Source organism: Rhodococcus sp. PBTS 1 (assembly GCF_001620025.1).
GTDB lineage: Bacteria > Actinomycetota > Actinomycetes > Mycobacteriales > Mycobacteriaceae > Rhodococcoides > Rhodococcoides kroppenstedtii.
Map to the genome: position 1 here is coordinate 3,287,966 of NZ_CP015219.1, position 16,604 is coordinate 3,304,569.

Consider the following 16,604-nt stretch of genomic DNA (forward strand, 5'->3'; position numbering starts at 1 on the left):
AGCACGAGACCGATCGGAATGTGTTCGGTAAAGTACCGGCCCGAGGCACTCGCCTCCGCGCCCTCGGGGTGGTGCGGGATGTCCACGAACGGAACAGAAGGAACGGCACATGGAAGAGATCATCAAGCTCGGCTTCACCATCATCGGCTACATCTTCCAGATCGTGAGCAACTCCGGCAGCTAGTCGAGCCGCAGTCGGCCCCGCAACCACACGGTTGCGGGGCCGACGTTGTTTTCCGGCCAAAACCGTTGTCGGTCAACATTTTCGACCAGTGTGGCTCGCTTCGTGGTCTGAACCACATCCGCCCCAGTGGTAACATCGAGGTGCGCAGTCGCTCCGTCGTCCGTCCGACGTCGTCGAGCTTCGATTGTCCGCACACTCACGAGGAGGTGTTCTGCCGTGCTGCGCCGAGAACCACACCCGGGCCAGGTCATCGGGTCGATCGTCACGCGAATCGGGGGTGCATCGTGACCGTCGCCGACTCGTCCGTTCCCTTCGACCGATCCGTCGGTGAGGCCACCCCCACCGTCGAGTACGCGCCGTCCACCGACCACACGGACGAGACAGCGACACCGCCCCGACAGTCCGCCGTCGTTCGACTCTGGCACCGACTCGACGGCCACCACGCCGACGCCGCTCTGCTCCTCGGAGCGCTGTCCGTGGTGACGTTCTGGGCCTTCGGCCTCGGGCTCGTTCTGGGACTCGGCGCTCTCGTGCTCGGCGCCGTTGCGCTACGGATTCCCGACGCCGATCGCATGGACGCCGGCATCGGCATTGCCGCCGGTGTGGTCGGCCTCGTCGCCGGACTGGTGTTCCTCGGAGCCACGCTGCCGTACTTCTGACCCACACACGCACAATGCCCGGCCGCGCTCGCGGCCGGGCATCGTCGTTTCCAGTTGCTGTTGCGGCAGACCGCGGTCGACCGAGAACACCCGACAACGACGCGACCCCCGCACCTCCCGAAACCGGGTTGTGCGGGGGTCGACGTGTCAGCCGTCAGACGACGGCCGGACGTGCGGGGTGAATCAGTTGGCGAACTTGGTCGTGCCGGGCGCGGCGTTGTAGGTGTTGAGCAGATCGACGCCCGCGACCACCAGGGTCGGGCCACCGGCCGTGATGGTGCCGATCAGGCCGCCGATGGGGGCACCGATGACGGCGCCGCCGAGGCACGTGGCGACAGCCAGCGGGATGGCGAGCGCGACGGGGGTTCCGCCGATGATGCAGCCGAGTCCGGCGCCGGCGATGGTGCCGGAGAGCCCACCGACGGCGGATGCGAGGGCGAGCTGCGAGCGGAAGGCCTCTTCGGCCTTCTGGTTCTCGGCCGGCGACGCGACGTTCTGCTCGAGAGCGTTCGGCGCAGCACCGATCGGAGCAGACAGGTTCGGGATCAGCTTCACGGTGCGGCCCTCGTCGGTGTACTCGACGCCGTAGGGGAACTCGACACCGTTCAAATTGAACGACAGCGGCAGGCTCAAAACCTCGTTGCCCTCGTTGTCCTCGAGGACGACGGACTTGTCGTCGTCCGAGGCGCGGAACAGACCGGCGTCGACCGTGGTGATCACGCCACCGGCCTCGACGCGGGACGCCCAGTTGATCGAGGAGTTCTCCTCGGCCGGAGCCGGAGCCGTGGTGGTGGGCTCCGCGTAGGCGGTTCCGGTCCACACCGCGAGGGAGGCAACAGCGATAGCGGAGGTCGCTACGAGTCGACGCAGGTTCATCTATGTTCCGTTCGTTCAAGGAGAGAGGTGTCGGGCCCCGACCCGTGCACTGTAGCCGTAACCGCCGACACAACCGAATCGACGGTTGGTTTCGTTCACATCAGCGCAGCTGCAGCTCGAGCTCGTGAAGGATAACAACCAGTACGCGATCGTGGTGTGTTTGTCCGCAATCGGGACGCCGTCCACGTTCGTCGGCGAGTTAGGCAGACCTTCACGCGCCGCTGGCGTACCGCGCGCCTAACGTAGCCCCCGTCACACTCTCGTCGGGCGTGGTCCACGAACCTCACCAGCGAGAACCCCTCTCGACCGAGAAGTTACCGGCCGGTAGCCTCGGGCTTGTTACTCTTCGGTAGCGAACGCCCACCGAACGCACGTCGCGAGACAGCACCTCGCGTCGACACGCGATCGGTCGGGAGAACACGACGGCGGCCCCGCCGTCGAACGAAAGGCGGCGTCATGAACGCGTTGACGATCACGCTGGGCACCGTGGGTGCGCTGCTCAGCATCGTGTGTTGGGCGTACTTCTTCCGCGGCGCCATCCTGATGGTGCGCTCGATCGCGCTGGGCCAACCGGACCGGACGCGCCTGCGTCCGTTCGTCCCCCGCTTCAAGCAGATGGTGGTGGAGTTCGCCGCGCACACGCGGATGAACAAGTTCCGCTCCGTCGGCTGGGCGCACTGGCTGGTGATGATCGGCTTCATGCTCGGCGCGATCGTTTGGTTCGAGGCCTACGGGCAGACGTTCAACCCGGAATTCCACTGGCCGCTGATCGGTGACACCGCCGTCTACCACCTGATCGACGAGCTGCTGGGCCTGGGCACCGTCATCGGAATCACCACCCTGATCATCATCCGCCAGCGCAACCACCCGCGCTCCCCCGAACGGTTGTCCCGGTTCTCCGGCTCGAACTTCCGTGCGGCGTACTTCGTCGAAGCCGTCGTCCTCATCGAGGGCCTCGGCATGATCTTCGTGAAGGCCGGCAAGATCGCCACCTACGGCCACTCGAACCCGTGGACCGACTTCTTCACCATGCGTCTCGCCGAGCTGCTGCCCGCGAGCCCGAACCTGGTGTCCGTCTTCGCCTTCGTCAAGCTGATGTCCGGCATGGTGTGGCTGCTCATCGTGGGCCGGAACATCACCTGGGGCGTCGCCTGGCACCGCTTCAGTGCCTTCTTCAACATCTACTTCAAGCGTGAGGACGACGGCGGCGTCGCGCTCGGTGCCGCCAAGCCCATGATGTCCGGCGGCAAGGTCCTCGAGATGGAGGACGCCGACCCCGATGTCGACGCGTTCGGTGCGGGCAAGATCGAGGACTTCTCCTGGAAGGGCTGGCTCGACTTCACCACCTGCACCGAGTGCGGTCGCTGCCAGTCGCAGTGCCCCGCGTGGAACACCGGCAAGCCGCTCTCGCCGAAGCTGCTCATCACGTCGCTGCGCGATCACGGCAACGCCAAGGCCCCCTACCTGCTGGCCGGTGGCCGCAAGGACATGGGCGGCGACGAGGTCGGCCTGGTCGACGCCGACGGCAAGCCGGACGAGGCCAAGCTGAACAAGATCCCGCAGTCCGCGCGGGACGAGGCCGAGCGGCCCCTGGTCGGCGAGACCACCCTCGACGACGGCGGCCTCGGCGGCATCATCGACCCCGAGGTGCTGTGGAGCTGCACCAACTGCGGTGCGTGCGTGGAGCAGTGCCCCGTCGACATCGAGCACGTCGACCACATCCTCGACATGCGTCGCTACCAGGTCCTGATCGAGTCCGAGTTCCCGCAGGAGCTCGCCGGCCTGTTCAAGAACCTGGAAAACAAGGGCAACCCGTGGGGCCAGAACGCCTCCGCCCGCACCAACTGGATCTCCGAGCTCGAGTTCGACGTCCCCGTCTTCGGTCAGGACGCCGAGACCTTCGAGGATTACGAGTACCTCTTCTGGGTCGGCTGCGCCGGCGCCTACGAGGACCGCGCCAAGAAGACCACCAAGGCCGTCGCCGAACTCCTCGCCACCGCCGGCGTGAAGTTCATGGTGCTCGGCGCGGAGGAGACCTGCACCGGTGACTCCGCCCGTCGTGCCGGCAACGAGTTCCTGTTCCAGCAGCTCGCGATGCAGAACATCGAGACCCTGAACTCCGTGTTCGAGGGTGTCGAGGAATCGCGTCGGAAGATCGTCGTCACCTGCGCGCACTGCTTCAACGCGCTCGGCAACGAGTACCCGCAGGTGGGTGGTAAGTACGAGGTGGTCCACCACACCCAGCTGCTGAACCGCCTGGTCCGGGCCAAGAAGCTGATCCCGGTCGCCACCGTCGAAGAGGACGTGACCTATCACGATCCGTGCTTCCTCGGCCGCCACAACAAGGTGTACGACGCGCCGCGCGAGCTCATGGCGGCGTCCGGCTCCACGCTCAAGGAGATGCCGCGTCACGGCGAGCGCTCCATGTGCTGTGGCGCCGGCGGTGCGCGCATGTGGATGGAAGAGAAGATCGGCAAGCGCATCAACATCGACCGTGTCGACGAGGCGCTGGACACCCTCGGCTCGAACGGCGCCGCGCCGTCGAAGATCGCCACGGGCTGCCCGTTCTGCCGCGTCATGCTCAACGACGGCGTCACCGCCCGTCAGGAGGGCGGCACCAACGAGAACGTCGAGGTCATCGACGTCTCGCAGATGCTGCTCAGCTCCATCACCCGCCTCGAGCCGAAGCAGCTCGGGGAGAACGTCAAGGTGATTCCGCGCGCCAAGCCGAAGGTCGTTCCCGCCGAGGAGCCGGTGGAGACCCCGAAGGCCGACTCCGTCGCCACCGAGGACAAGGCCGCGGCCGAGGAGAAGGGCCGCGTGTCCGAGGTCGAGGCCGCCGCGGAGGGCGCGACCCCGCCCGCCACCGCCTCGGGCAAGGGCCTCAAGATGAAGGGCCTGGCCAAGGCACCCGGCGCGAAGGCTCCGGGAGCGAAGGCCCCGGGCTCGGCGAAGCCCGCCGAATCGCCCAACGCCGACGGTGACGACGCCACCGATGCCTCTGCCGCTCCCGCCGCCCCCGCCGCCAAGCCCAAGGGGCTGGGTATGGCCGGGAAAGCGAAGGCTCCGGGTGCGAAGGGTCTGCAGGTCAAGGGTCGCCCGCCGGGTGCGAAGGCACCGGGCAAGCCGGCCGAGGCGGCGGCTCCCGCCGAGACGGAGGCTCCCGCATCGGCCCCGGCCGAGTCGGGCGCTTCCGAGTCGGGCGCTCCCGAGTCCGGTGCCACCGAGGTCAAGCCGACCGTCAAGGCCAAGGGTCTCGCGGTGAAGTCCGGGTTCAAGAAGCCGGGCGCGAAGGCTCCGGGTTCGGCGGCTCCGGCTGCCCCGGCGGAGGCAGCGGCACCGGCACCCGAGGCCACTGCTCCCGAAGCACCCGCAGCCGAGGCACCGACCTCCGAGGCGCCCGCGGCGCCCGCCGAGGTCAAGCCCACGGTCAAGGCCAAGGGGCTCGCGGTGAAGTCGGGCTACAAGAAGCCCGGCGCGAAGGCTCCCGGTGCGGCTGCCGCACCGAAGCCCGAGCCCGCAGCCACGCCGGAACCGGCCGACGAGCCCGAACCGGCCGCGGAATCGAACGGTGCCGCCGAGTCGAACGGTGCGGCCGAGTCGAACGGCTCCAAGTCCAACGGCTCGGAGTCCAACGGCACGGAGTCCAACGGCTCTGAGCGCCCCGCTCCCCCGCAGCCGAAGGCCGGCGGGTTGGGCTTCAAGTCGGGCGCGAAGGCCCCGGGCCGCAAGTCCTGACCCCACTCACCGAACACCCCCTGTACGTCGGGCAGGGGGTGTTCGGCGTTCGGGGCCTGCGCCACTGCACACGAGTCGCCCATACGGACGGGATCCCGGCGATCCGACCGACTCGTGTGCACTCGGGCATGCCGCCCCACCCGACGTCAACGCACCACGACCTCAGGCCGCGCGAGTAATGCCACACGATCCGCCCCGATCCGGCGAATCCGCAGAACTCGGCTGAATAATGCGGCGAAACTCGCACCGGACCGGGCGCATCTGCCCACAACTCGCGTCGAGCGCCGGGATCCCGTCGATCGCCCCGACCTCCGGACGCTGACGCCCGCCCGTCAGGACTCGGCGATGCGCTTGATCGCGGCGAGGGTGCGCGGGATGCCGTCGTGGGCCGCGTCGCGGCGGGCCGCGATTTCCCGTTCGGCGTCGTCGCCGTACTTGTCGTGGAAGAACTCGATGCCCTCGGGCGTGAAGTGCCACGATTCCGTCAGCCGGGTCGAGCCGTCCCCCACCGGTTCGAGGGTGTAGGCCCACCGCACGACCTTCCCGGCCACCACCCAGCCGAACTCGCGCCCGGGCTCGGCCGCCGTCACCGTGGACACGGTCTCCCAGGTGCGGTCCGGGGTGACGTTGCGCCCGGTGAACGTCGCCCCGACCCGGCCGGCCTCGGCGTCGTCGTTCCACCAGCAGGCCTGGCAGATCGGGCTCCACTCCCCGGTGCGGGTGACGTCGGAGACCAGGGCGTACAGCGCGTCGGGTGTCGTCTCGACGACGACGGAATCGGAATGCTCGAACGAAGTCACGCCTGCGAGTATGCCCACCGCCGCGGCGTCGCTCCGCCGAACGACCCTCAGCCGACGAACCACGCCAACGCACACCCCGCGCACACCACGGCCCCGACCAGCCGCACCGCATCGGCGATCAGCAACCGACGGACCGCCGCCGACGTCCGGCCACGCCCCAGCCGACCGTGCGTGGGTGCGGCGACGGCCATCGTGGTGACGCCGGAGACGGCGGCGCCGGCCACGGCGACGAGCAGCAGCGTGTCGTGCGGTCCGGCGATTAGCACCCACAGGCACGCACCCGCGAGCAGCACGTAGACCGGCGCGACCAGTCGGGTGATGCGACGGGAGTGCGCATCGTGCGCCCGCGGCCACCTTTCGTCGTCGACCTCCGCCAACGCCGGGTACACGACGCCCGTGACGGTTGCCTGGAAACCGAGGTGCAGCATTCCCGCCACCAGGAGGGCCTCCCCGGCGTTCACACCGGCGCCACCAGCTCCGGACCGTTGTTGCGCACGCTGTTGACGGCCGTCGACACTTCGTAGGGCGTCAGGTGCGGCTCGGGGATCGACTGCAGCAGGTCGGCCACGCCGGCGAGGTCGGTGAGCCCGGGGTCGAGCCAGGCCGACCACAGGTCGCCCGGCACCACAACCGGCGACCGATCGTGGATGTGGCCGAGGGTGTCGGTGGCCGTGGTGGTCAGAACGGTGGTGGACCAGAACCACTTGTTCGGGTCGTCGTCGTCCAGCGACGGGTCCGGCCAGAGTTCGTAGAGCCCGGCCATGGCCAGCACGCCGTCGGTGTGCAGGAAGTGCGGGACCTTCGCACCCTCGCGCTTCTCCCACTCGTAGTAGCCGTCGGCGGGGATCAGGCACCGCCGCTTCGCGGCCGCCTTGCGGAACGCGGGCTTCTCGGTCACGGTCTCCGACCGCGCGTTGATCAGTCGGCTGGCGATCTTCTTGTCCTTGGCCCACGACGGCACGAGTCCCCACCGGACAGTGCGGAGCTGACGGTCGTCGTCACGGTCGAGGACGATGCGCACCGGATCGGTCGGCGCCACGTTGTACGACGGCTCCGGCGGGTCACCGAGGCGGACGACGGCGTCGAACAGCGACGACAGGTCGTCGTCGGATCGGGTACTGGCGTAGCGACCACACATGCCCCCGATTCTGCTACCCCGAGGGAGCAGTGCGCACGGACGCATCGCCCCGTCCGCGCGCCGCGGAGACGGCCAGGACGGTACCGCCGCCCAGCGCCACGACGGCGACAACGGCCGCGATCACCGGTGCGCGCCCGAGCAGTTCGAGCTTCTGCGCGGCGTCCCGCGCCCGGCTGAGCTGTTCGACGCGCCCCGCCTCGGTCAGGGCGAACGACGCCTTCAGCACGGTCACCTCGGGTCGCGCGGCATCGCGGGCGAAGTACTGGTACGGCTGCTCGGCGCCGCCGACCAGGCTGCCGCTGCGTGGTTCGACGTAGATCTCCCGGGTGTTGGAGTACCACCGCGTCATCGTGACGGGCTCGTCACCGCCCAGGCCCCACTTGGCCGCCGGCAACGTCACGGTGTTGATGGGCGAAGTGGTGGTCCGGCGAAGGTCGTAGCGCTCGATCACGGACCGGAAGTGGTACACGGTCACTCCGTCCACCACGGTCTCCTCCACGAACTCGGCGGGGAAGCTGGTCTGGGAGGTGGCGTCGTAGACGGAGTAGGTCCTCTTCTCGGTGCCGAACGGAAAGCGTTGCTGCAAGCCGGTTCTCGGCACCGGTTGCGCGGGCGCGTCCGCGGTGGTCTGCAGGGTGCCGGCCGGCTCGACGGGCAGTCCGGAGCGTCGATCCAGCGTCACCCGGTCCACCGAGGCGGTGAGCAACGACGTCTCCTCCGGCCGGTCGCCACGACGCACCTGCGACGCACCCTGGAACGTCACGCGGTCGGCGTCGGACGGTTCCTCGACCGTGATGGCGCGCCGAACCGAGAGCGGGACACCGGTGGACACCGTCAGCGGGCCGGGTCCGGCGATCGACGCCGTGTCGAGGACGTCGCCTCCGAGACCCGGCGGCGTCTCGGCCACCGTGGTGGTCCGGATGTCGAGCGGCGTCCGAGCCAGACGGTCGGAGACGTAGGTGGGCAGGAGGACGGCCACCGTGGCCGCGAACGCGCCCACCAGCAGCAGCGCGCACGCCGCGCCGAGTCTCATCGAGAGCCGTAGTCGACGACGCCAGGGGAGGCGGCGGGGTCCACGCCGACCGCGGCGGCAGGGCGGACGTCGTCGGCGGCGGCCGACGTCAAGCCCACCACCGCACCCACGCCCACCGCTCCTCCGACGACCACGCTGAGCGCGGCCGCGACGATCACCCGCATCCTGTTCCTCCCCCGACAACCGGCACCCGGCCCTCCCGGACGACCGTCCGACTGTCCCATTCAGGACACCGGCCGGGTGCGTGCGAGCACGTGTGATCCGTCAGCGAGAACGACGGTGAACTCTGGACGCCGTCGTTTCACCCACCCGGGTCACGGGTACCTCGGGCAGATGCATCCAGCGCCCGACGATCGATCCCATCCCGATCGCTCCCCCGCGGACCTGTCGACGGTCCAGCTGGTGGAGCGGCTCACCACGCAGGTCAGCACCCTGGTGCGGACCGAGGTCGGCAATGCTCTCGACGAGGTCAAGTCGAAGGGCACCAAGCTCGGCGTCGGTATCGGCATCTCCGGTGCCGGTGCCCTTCTGCTCTTCCTGGGCACCGCGACCCTGGTCGCGACGGCCGTGCTCGGCCTCGCGACCGCACTCGACCCCTGGCTGGCGGCGTTGATCGTCGCTGCCGCACTCCTCGTCGTCGGCGGGATCCTCGCCGCCGTGGGGGCGTCGAAGGCCAAGAACGCCGTCCCGCCCGCGCCCGCCGCCACGGTGGCGAGCGTGCAGCGTGACGTCGACACCGTGAACGCAGCCCGGAAGGGACAGCACTCGTGACCGAGTCCAGAGAACCGAAACACGCTCTGCCCGAGGACACTCCGCCCCCGGTGGAGCAGCAGCGCGAGGAACTGGCGCAGACCGTCGAGGCCCTCGCCGCCAAGGTCGACGTCCCGGCGCGGGTGTCCGCAGCCACCCGCGAGCAGACGGAGAAGGCGCAGGACCTCGCCCGTGAGGGCGTCAGCGCCGTCAAGGAGAACCCGCAGACCGCCGGCATCTCGCTCGCGGGCGTCGCGGCGGCCCTGCTGCTGGTGTTCGTGATCCGTCGTCGACGCACGCGTCGGGAACGGAGCTTGCTGGGATGAGCGCGACCTCGAAGGCCTTCTACAAGCCCCTGTCCCTGGCCACCAGCATTCTCGGTGGCGTGCTCGCCGGGCAGCTGTTCAACCAGATCTACAAGCGGGTCGGCGAGAACGACGCCGAGATGCCCGATCCGAAGGACCTCTCCCGTACCAATCGCGAGGTGCTGATCGCCGCCGCCCTGCACGGGTTGGTCTTCGGGCTGGTCAAGGCCGGCGTGGATCGAGCGGGCGCCAAGGGTTTTCGCGCACTGGCGAACACCGATCCGAAGTGAGACGAGAGAAGGGGCACAGACGATGAGTGACGACGACGGCGCCGCATCCAGCGCACGACGCGATCTGGTGGACAAGGTGGCCGGCCGGGTCAAGGAGGTCGCCGGCGCGATCGTCGACAACGACGATCTGGCCGATCGCGGCCGTCTGCAGCAGGCCGAGGCCGAGAAGCGCCGCGAGGCCGAGGCCGACGAGACGGCCGCGTCGCTCGAGATCGAGGAGGCGGAGCAGGACATCGCCTCCACCGAGGCCGAGGCGGATGTCGCCCGCCAGAACGTCGAGGACCGCACCGACGCCAACGAGGCTGCGGCGCAGAACGATCGGCTACGGCAGCATCAGGAGGCCGAAGCCGACGCGATGCGGTGCGCGAAGGAAGCGCGGATCGCGGCCGAGACGCAGGCCGAGCGCCGGATGGCGGAGGCCGACGCCTCCCGTCGCGCCGCGGAGAACGCTGCGGCGGACGAGATCTCGGCCGCTCGTGAGGACTACGACGAGTCCCTGGACAAGGCCGACGCCCTCGAGCGCGAGGCAGCGGAGGCCCGGGAACGCGCCGCGCAGGCGGAGCGCGACCTCGAGACGAACGGAGATCAGCAGTGAGCATGTCGTTGCCGCGCCGGGTGTTGCGACTGCAGTACAACATCGCCCGACTGCCGCTCCAGGTGTTCGAGGCGACGGTGGTCAGCAGGCTCGACGGCCAGGGGCAGGTGCGATCGACCTACGAGCAGGTCGTCGGCAGTCTCGACGGCACGGTCGGCGCCCTCCTCGGTGACTCGGACCTCGCCCGCCGCGGGGAGAAGATGCGCACCGCCGCGGCCGAGCTGGCCAAGGCGACCGAGCTCGAAGCGCGCGCCCGCAAGGAGCGTGCCGACGCGGCCCGTCGCACGCAGCAGCGCGTCGACGCCGCCACCGCCGACGCGACGACGGCGCGGAAGAAGGCCGAGGCCGAACAGGAGGCCGCCGCGGACCACGAGATCGACGCCGAGGTGCAGGCCGGCAAGCAGGCCGCGGCGCGCCTCGAGGACCGCAAGGAGCGGGCCGACGAGATCGCCGACCGTCGCATCGAGGCCGCCGAGGCCGAGCGGGAGGCGAAGCTCGCGGAGGTCGAGCGCCGCGAGGAGGAGAAGAAGGAGCCTCGCCAGGCGGAGTTGGACGAGGCCGCCCGCAAGCTCGAGGAGGCCGAGGCCAAGCGCGAGGACGCCGAGCGTCTGGACGACGTCGCCGAGGCGAGCAAGGCCGCCGCGAAGGACGACTGAGCCCACCCGCCGGAAGTGGTCCCCACCCGGGCAGTCCACTTCCGGCGGGTCCGGTGTCAGTATGGACGGCGTGAGCACAACGGATTCGCGCGACCTCGACACCTCCGCAGGGCGGCAGAACGCCACGCGTCGGCTGGACCAGTCGGTCAAGCTGCAGAACGTTCTCTACGAGATCCGCGGACCCGTGCACGCCCACGCCGCCCGGCTCGAGGCCGAGGGCCACCGCATCCTCAAGCTGAACATCGGCAATCCGGCGCCGTTCGGCTTCGAGGCACCCGACGTCATCGTCCGCGACATGATCGCGGCCCTGCCCTACGCACAGGGCTATTCCGAGTCCAAGGGCATCATGTCCGCCCGCCGAGCCATCGTGACCCGGTACGAGCTGGTCGACGGCTTCCCCGAGTTGGACGTCGACGACATCTACCTGGGCAACGGCGTCTCGGAGCTCATCACGATGACGATGCAGGCGCTCCTCGACGACGGCGACGAGGTGCTGATCCCGGCACCGGACTACCCGCTGTGGACAGCCATGACGACGCTGTCCGGCGGGAAGGCCGTGCACTACATCTGCGACGAGGACAACGGCTGGAATCCCGACCTGGCCGACATCGAATCCAAGATCACGCCGCGCACCAAGGCGTTGCTGGTGATCAACCCGAACAACCCCACGGGTGCGGTGTACTCGCGAGAGGTGTTGGAGGGCATCGCGAATCTGGCGCGCAAGCACAGCCTCCTGCTGCTCGCGGACGAGATCTACGACAAGATCCTCTACGACGACGCTCAGCACGTCTCGCTGGCGTCGGTGGCGCCGGACCTGTTGTGCCTGACCTTCAACGGGCTGTCGAAGGCGTACCGGGTGGCGGGATATCGCGCCGGGTGGCTCGCGATCACCGGGCCGAAAAAGCACGCCGCCGGGTTCCTCGAGGGTGTGAACCTCCTGGCGTCGACCCGTCTGTGCCCGAACGTGCCTGCGCAGCATGCTATTCAGGTGGCACTCGGCGGCCATCAGAGCATCGAGGACTTGATCCTGCCCGGTGGACGCCTCCTCGAGCAGCGCGACGTCGCGTGGTCGAAGCTCAACGAGATCCCCGGCGTCAGTTGCGTGAAGCCGCGGGGCGCGCTGTACGCGTTCCCTCGCCTCGACCCCGAGGTGCACGACATCCACGACGACGAGAAATTGGTCCAGGACCTGTTGCTGCAGGAGAAGATCCTGGTGGTGCAGGGCACCGGCTTCAACTGGCCGGCCCACGACCACATCCGCATCGTGACCCTGCCGTGGGCGCGGGACCTGTCGACGGCGATCGAGCGGTTCGGCAACTTCCTCGCCTCGTACCGGCAGTAGCGGATGGCGGACGCACCGCGCACGATCGAGGAGTTCGTGCGGGCGCTGCCGACGGTGGAGTTGCACGTCCACCTCGAGGGGTCGATGTGGCCGAGCACGGCCAAGGCGTTGGCCGACCGCCACGACATCCCGGAGATCCCGCGCACCGAGGAGGATCTGCGGCGCTGGTTCACCTTTCGCGATTTCGCGCACTTCATCGAGGTGTACCTGACCTCGATCGGGGTGCTGCGCGATGCCGAGGACTTCGCCCGCCTGGCGTACGACAGCCTGACCGAGCTCGCGACCCACGGCGTGCCGTATACGGAGATGCACGTCAGCCTGTTCGGTCACCTCATGCGCGGTGTCGACGCCGCCGCGGTGTTCGAGGGCCTCGAGGATGGGCGACGACGCGCGGAGGCCGAGTCCGGCATCGTCGCGCGGTGGATTCCGGACTTCCCCGGTGACTTCGGAATCGAGGCTGCGGATCGGACGTTGGACGCGGTGCTCGCGCACCGGACGGAGTCGATCGTCGGGTTCGGTATCGGCGGCATCGAGGTTCCGCGCGCGCCGTTCCGCGACGTGTTCGCGCGCGCCCGTGCGCAGGGGCTGCACTCGATCCCCCATGCGGGGGAAACGGGCGGGCCGGAGCAGGTGTGGTCGGCGCTGCACGACCTCGGCGCCGACCGCATCGGCCACGGCATCGCCGCGGCCGCCGACCCCGACCTGATGGCCTACCTGGCCGACCGGGGAATCGCCGTGGACGTGTCACCGACGTCGAACCTCTGCACCCGGGTGGTCGAGCGACTCGAGGACCATCCGTTGCCCCGGTTGGTGGCGGCGGGCGTCCCGGTCACGATCAACAGCGACGACCCGTCGATGTTCGGCACCGATCTCACCCGGGAGTACCTGGCGGCCCATCGTCTCGGCCTGGACGCGGAGGCGCTGCGGGCCGCCGCGCGGACGGCTGTGGACGCGTCGTTCGCGGATCCGGCGACCCGTGCCCGCATTCGTGCAGCGTTGGAGGCCGTTCCCGCCCCGACTGTGTGACAGGTCACAACACGATGGCCATTCTTTGCACCCCCGTGACGATTGGACTCTGACTGCAGGGGTAGATTGGTCAACGAGTCCTTCGGGATTCCGAAAGCGCCGCTCGGCCCCCCACCCCCCCGGCGGGTCGCACGGTTCGGTGGCGGGAGACACCCCCCCTGCTCTCCCGCCACCTGCTTTCGTCTCTCGGCTCTCGTGCCGTTCCGGCGTTCAGCCCCTCAGACGAGCAGCGAGTTCGGTGACGCGGGCGGCGATGTCGTCGCGGACGAGCCGCATGCGGTCGATGCCCTCGATTCCCCGCTCCGACGGCTCGTCGGTGTCCCAGTTCTCGACCCGAACCCCGGCGTCCGGGTCGATCCGGGCCTCGCGGCCCAGAGTGACGACCAGGTCGACGTCGCGGAGCAGTTGCGCATCGATCGGTGTCGGGCTTTCGGCGGTGATGTCGACACCGACCTCGAGCAGCACCTCGGCGGACAGGGCGTTGACGGCCGTCCCGGGGCTCGTACCGGCGGAGTGCACGTCGACGGTGTCGCCGGCGGCAGCGCGCATCAGCCCGGCGGCCATCTGGGACTTGCCGCCGTTCTTCACGCACACGAACAGCACGGACGGTGTGGCGGTCATGTCATGACTCCTTCGCAGCCGCCCGAGCGGCTGTCTCGGGGTGGCGCGGGGTGAACCGAGGCCGAAGGGCGAGGGAAACGTAGACGAGGCCGACCAGCACCGGCACCTCGATCAACGGGCCGACGACCCCGGCGAGGGCTTGTCCGGAGGTGGCGCCGTACGTGGCGATGGCCACGGCGATGGCGAGCTCGAAGTTGTTGCCGGCGGCGGTGAACGCGAGGGTGGTGGTGCGCTGGTACCCGAGGCCCATCGCTGCGCCGAGGAGATATCCGCCGCCCCACATCAGGGCGAAGTACACCAGCAGCGGGATCGCGATGCGCACGACGTCGACCGGGTTCGACGTGATCTGCTCCCCCTGCAGGGCGAACAGGACCACGATGGTGAACAGCAGCCCGTACAGGGCCCACGGGCCGATGCGGGGGAGGACGGTCTGTTCGTACCACTCACGCCCCCTGGCCTTCTCGCCGTAGCGGCGCGTCAGGAACCCGGCGAGCAGGGGGATGCCGAGGAAGATCAGGACCGACTTCGCGATCTGCCACGCGGAGGTGTCGATGGTGGCCTGCTCGAGTCCCAGCCACCCGGGCAGGATGGAGAGGTAGAACCAGCCGAGCACGGCGAACATGACCACCTGGAACACCGAATTGATCGCCACCAGGACCGCGGCGGCCTCGCGATCGCCGCAGGCGAGATCGTTCCAGATGATCACCATGGCGATGCATCGGGCGAGGCCGACAATGATCAGGCCGGTCCGATACTCGGGCAGGTCCGGGAGAAACGCCCAGGCCAGCGCGAACATCAGCGCCGGTCCGACGATCCAGTTGAGCGCCAGTGACCCGGCAAGAAGCCGGCGGTCGCCGGTGACGGTGTCCAGGCGGTCGTAGCGGACCTTCGCCAGCACCGGATACATCATGATCAACAGGCCCAGCGCGATCGGCAGGGAGATGCCGTCGATCTCGACCGCGGACAGGGCGTCGCCGAGTCCCGGGATGTTCTTGCCGAGGAGCAGACCGGCGGCCATCGCGACACCGATCCACACCGGGAGATACCGGTCGAGGGTCGACAACTTCCCGACCACGGCGGGGTTCTCGATCGCCCGGGTCATCGCGTTCCCACCGTCGCGTCCATCCCTCGATAGTGACACGGCTACCTCTTCGGCCCCGCTGCGCTCCGCACCGCACAATCTGCTCCGCTGCGCTCCGCACCGCACAATCTGCTCCGCTGCGCTCCGCACCGCCGACTCTGGCTCCGCTGCGCTCCGCACTAGGCTCCCCCCGTGAGCCACGATCACTTCTCCGGCCCGGCCCCCATCGGGCGCACCGCCGCCCGGGTCGTCGTCGGACTGCTCACCGTCATCGGACTCGCCGCCGTCGTCGGCATGATCCTGCTCTGGCCGAGCGGACGGGACGTCGCGGTCCCCGCCCCGTTCCAGAGCTCCACCGGCGGTGCCGTCACCACGGAGTACGGCACCGTGGTGTCCCAGGACATCGGACCGTGCGGCAGTCCGTCCAACGGCCGCGTGTTCGCAAGCTCGCCCACCCCGCCCACGGTGTCCGGATTCGACTGTCGCAGAAGCATCGTCACCATCGACACGGGTACCAATGAGGGCACGCGCACCCTCCTCGAGATCACGCCGGGACCGGGCACTCCGGATCTGCGGGTCGGCGAAGAGATCCGGCTGGTCCGCGGCACCGACGACACCGGCACCGCGATCTACGCCTTCGACGACTACTCCCGCACCCTTCCGCTCGCCCTCGTCGCGGCGATCTTCGCCGTCGTCATCTGCGTCGTCGCGCGCTGGCGCGGACTGCGCGCATTGATCGGTCTGGGCATCGCGCTGGGCGTGCTGGTCGTCTTCGTCCTCCCGGCCATTCTCGACGGGCGATCGGCCATCCTCGTCGCGCTCGTCGGCGGCACCGTGATCCTGTACGGCGTCCTGTACCTGGCGCACGGACCCAACCTGCGGACGTCGTCGGCCCTGCTCGGCACGGTCGTGTCGATGGGCATCGCCGCCGTCCTGTCCGAGGGCGCGATCCGTCTGACATCGGTGACCGGGCTGTCCGAGGAACAGAACACCGACGTCCAGGCCTACCTCGACCACGTCTCCATCACCGGGCTGCTGCTGGCCGGCTTCATCATCGGCTCGCTCGGCGTGCTGAACGACGTCACCATCACCCAGGCGTCGGCCGCGTTCGAACTGGCCTCGCTCGATCCCGACGCGACCCGGCGGTCCATCTTCGCCTCCGCGATGCGCGTCGGCCGCGACCACATCGCGAGCACCGTCTACACGCTGGTGCTGGCGTACGCGGGCGGCGCTCTGCCGTTGCTCCTGCTGTTCTCGGTGGCCGGCCGGTCGATTCACGACGTCATCACCGGCGACGCGGTGGCCATCGAGATCGTTCGATCGTGCGTCGGCGGTACGGCGTTGGCCTTGTCCGTGCCCCTGACCACGGCGATCGCGGTGGTGCTGGCCCGGCCGCCCCGCCGCGGTGCGGCAGGTGCACAGAGCCGCGGTGCGGCAGGTGCACAGGGCCGCGGTGCGGCGGGAAACCGTAAGTCGACGGGGCGTCACGCGGCCGGCTGATCGGGCCTGC

General features: G+C 69.4%; 18 protein-coding genes. 10 read left to right on the forward strand and 8 right to left on the reverse strand.

The features are described 5' to 3' along the window. The first annotated feature begins 468 nt into the window (after positions 1-468). On the forward strand, positions 469-843 hold the full coding sequence (locus tag A3Q40_RS14985) for a hypothetical protein (RefSeq protein WP_068103329.1): 375 nt from the start codon (positions 469-471) through the stop codon (positions 841-843). A gap of 183 nt (positions 844-1,026) precedes the next feature. On the opposite strand, the gene A3Q40_RS14990 is transcribed toward A3Q40_RS14985, so the two are convergent. After that, positions 1,027-1,719, reverse strand: coding sequence for a hypothetical protein (locus A3Q40_RS14990; protein WP_068103331.1), 693 nt, complete (start codon positions 1,717-1,719; stop codon positions 1,027-1,029). Positions 1,720-2,175: 456 nt separating this feature from the next. Here A3Q40_RS14990 and A3Q40_RS14995 point away from each other — a divergent pair, with 456 nt between their 5' ends. After that, the gene (locus A3Q40_RS14995) at positions 2,176-5,457 is read left to right on the forward strand and encodes a heterodisulfide reductase-related iron-sulfur binding cluster (protein ID WP_068103333.1); all 3,282 of its coding nucleotides are present in this window, start codon (positions 2,176-2,178) and stop codon (positions 5,455-5,457) included. A gap of 332 nt (positions 5,458-5,789) precedes the next feature. Here A3Q40_RS14995 and A3Q40_RS15000 read toward each other — a convergent pair whose 3' ends face one another. From A3Q40_RS15000 to A3Q40_RS19870, 5 genes are read right to left on the reverse strand one after another with little or no spacing between them, the layout of a single operon-like run. Then, positions 5,790-6,257, reverse strand: a complete 468-nt coding sequence (locus A3Q40_RS15000) for an SRPBCC family protein (protein WP_068106345.1) — start codon at positions 6,255-6,257, stop codon at positions 5,790-5,792. 47 nt (positions 6,258-6,304) lie between these two features. Next, complete coding sequence (locus tag A3Q40_RS15005; protein WP_157889607.1) at positions 6,305-6,718, reverse strand: hypothetical protein; 414 nt, start codon at positions 6,716-6,718, stop codon at positions 6,305-6,307. Further along, positions 6,715-7,395 carry an SOS response-associated peptidase gene (locus A3Q40_RS15010; protein WP_068103335.1) on the reverse strand — a complete coding sequence of 227 codons (681 nt, stop codon included), beginning with the start codon at positions 7,393-7,395 and terminating at the stop codon, positions 6,715-6,717. Before A3Q40_RS15010 ends, A3Q40_RS15005 begins: the two co-directional genes overlap by 4 nt. A 13-nt stretch (positions 7,396-7,408) precedes the next feature. Beyond that, on the reverse strand, positions 7,409-8,428 hold the full coding sequence (locus A3Q40_RS15015) for a DUF3068 domain-containing protein (protein ID WP_068103337.1): 1,020 nt from the start codon (positions 8,426-8,428) through the stop codon (positions 7,409-7,411). Beyond that, the gene (locus tag A3Q40_RS19870) at positions 8,425-8,592 is read right to left on the reverse strand and encodes a DUF2613 family protein (RefSeq protein ID WP_157889608.1); all 168 of its coding nucleotides are present in this window, start codon (positions 8,590-8,592) and stop codon (positions 8,425-8,427) included. The genes A3Q40_RS15015 and A3Q40_RS19870 overlap by 4 nt, the downstream gene beginning before the upstream one ends. A gap of 169 nt (positions 8,593-8,761) precedes the next feature. Here A3Q40_RS19870 and A3Q40_RS15020 point away from each other — a divergent pair, with 169 nt between their 5' ends. The 7 genes from A3Q40_RS15020 to add all read left to right on the forward strand — a co-directional run bounded on the left by A3Q40_RS15020 (position 8,762) and on the right by add (position 13,392). Beyond that, complete coding sequence (locus tag A3Q40_RS15020) at positions 8,762-9,199, forward strand: phage holin family protein (protein WP_068103338.1); 438 nt, start codon at positions 8,762-8,764, stop codon at positions 9,197-9,199. Beyond that, positions 9,196-9,504, forward strand: a complete 309-nt coding sequence (locus A3Q40_RS15025; protein WP_068363784.1) for a DUF3618 domain-containing protein — start codon at positions 9,196-9,198, stop codon at positions 9,502-9,504. The genes A3Q40_RS15020 and A3Q40_RS15025 overlap by 4 nt, the downstream gene beginning before the upstream one ends. Next, a complete protein-coding gene (locus tag A3Q40_RS15030; RefSeq protein WP_068103340.1) occupies positions 9,501-9,773 on the forward strand; it encodes a DUF4235 domain-containing protein in 273 nt (90 codons plus the stop codon). The genes A3Q40_RS15025 and A3Q40_RS15030 overlap by 4 nt, the downstream gene beginning before the upstream one ends. 22 nt (positions 9,774-9,795) lie before the next feature. Beyond that, complete coding sequence (locus A3Q40_RS15035; RefSeq protein WP_068103342.1) at positions 9,796-10,368, forward strand: hypothetical protein; 573 nt, start codon at positions 9,796-9,798, stop codon at positions 10,366-10,368. Then, entirely contained in the window at positions 10,365-11,024 is a 660-nt protein-coding gene (locus A3Q40_RS15040) for a hypothetical protein (protein ID WP_069972968.1), read from the forward strand. Before A3Q40_RS15035 ends, A3Q40_RS15040 begins: the two co-directional genes overlap by 4 nt. 61 nt (positions 11,025-11,085) lie before the next feature. Continuing rightward, on the forward strand, positions 11,086-12,366 hold the full coding sequence (locus tag A3Q40_RS15045; RefSeq protein ID WP_068103346.1) for a pyridoxal phosphate-dependent aminotransferase: 1,281 nt from the start codon (positions 11,086-11,088) through the stop codon (positions 12,364-12,366). 3 nt (positions 12,367-12,369) lie between these two features. Beyond that, complete coding sequence (add, locus tag A3Q40_RS15050; RefSeq protein ID WP_068103348.1) at positions 12,370-13,392, forward strand: adenosine deaminase; 1,023 nt, start codon at positions 12,370-12,372, stop codon at positions 13,390-13,392. A 210-nt stretch (positions 13,393-13,602) separates the two neighbouring features. Here the strand turns inward: add and A3Q40_RS15055 are convergent, their stop codons facing one another. Continuing rightward, positions 13,603-14,013 carry an arsenate-mycothiol transferase ArsC gene (locus A3Q40_RS15055; protein WP_068103350.1) on the reverse strand — a complete coding sequence of 137 codons (411 nt, stop codon included), beginning with the start codon at positions 14,011-14,013 and terminating at the stop codon, positions 13,603-13,605. A 1-nt stretch (position 14,014) separates the two neighbouring features. Next, on the reverse strand, positions 14,015-15,115 hold the full coding sequence (gene arsB, locus A3Q40_RS15060; protein ID WP_068103352.1) for an ACR3 family arsenite efflux transporter: 1,101 nt from the start codon (positions 15,113-15,115) through the stop codon (positions 14,015-14,017). Positions 15,116-15,286: 171 nt separating this feature from the next. On the opposite strand from arsB, the gene A3Q40_RS15065 reads away from it, so the two are divergent. Beyond that, the gene (locus tag A3Q40_RS15065) at positions 15,287-16,594 is read left to right on the forward strand and encodes a YibE/F family protein (protein ID WP_235606321.1); all 1,308 of its coding nucleotides are present in this window, start codon (positions 15,287-15,289) and stop codon (positions 16,592-16,594) included. The last annotated feature ends 10 nt before the right edge of the window (positions 16,595-16,604 follow it).

Excerpts from the sequence above, each read along its gene's own strand:
- A3Q40_RS14990 (WP_068103331.1), bottom strand. The coding sequence starts at position 1,719 with ATGAACCTGCGTCGACTCGTAGCGACCTCCGCTATCGCTGTTGCCTCC.
- A3Q40_RS14995 (WP_068103333.1), top strand. The coding sequence starts at position 2,176 with ATGAACGCGTTGACGATCACGCTGGGCACCGTGGGTGCGCTGCTCAGC.
- A3Q40_RS15010 (WP_068103335.1), bottom strand. The coding sequence starts at position 7,395 with ATGTGTGGTCGCTACGCCAGTACCCGATCCGACGACGACCTGTCGTCG.
- A3Q40_RS15015 (WP_068103337.1), bottom strand. The coding sequence starts at position 8,428 with ATGAGACTCGGCGCGGCGTGCGCGCTGCTGCTGGTGGGCGCGTTCGCG.
- A3Q40_RS19870 (WP_157889608.1), bottom strand. The coding sequence starts at position 8,592 with ATGCGGGTGATCGTCGCGGCCGCGCTCAGCGTGGTCGTCGGAGGAGCG.
- A3Q40_RS15020 (WP_068103338.1), top strand. The coding sequence starts at position 8,762 with ATGCATCCAGCGCCCGACGATCGATCCCATCCCGATCGCTCCCCCGCG.
- A3Q40_RS15030 (WP_068103340.1), top strand. The coding sequence starts at position 9,501 with ATGAGCGCGACCTCGAAGGCCTTCTACAAGCCCCTGTCCCTGGCCACC.
- A3Q40_RS15035 (WP_068103342.1), top strand. The coding sequence starts at position 9,796 with ATGAGTGACGACGACGGCGCCGCATCCAGCGCACGACGCGATCTGGTG.
- A3Q40_RS15045 (WP_068103346.1), top strand. The coding sequence starts at position 11,086 with ATGGACGGCGTGAGCACAACGGATTCGCGCGACCTCGACACCTCCGCA.
- add (WP_068103348.1), top strand. The coding sequence starts at position 12,370 with ATGGCGGACGCACCGCGCACGATCGAGGAGTTCGTGCGGGCGCTGCCG.
- A3Q40_RS15055 (WP_068103350.1), bottom strand. The coding sequence starts at position 14,013 with ATGACCGCCACACCGTCCGTGCTGTTCGTGTGCGTGAAGAACGGCGGC.
- arsB (WP_068103352.1), bottom strand. The coding sequence starts at position 15,115 with ATGACCCGGGCGATCGAGAACCCCGCCGTGGTCGGGAAGTTGTCGACC.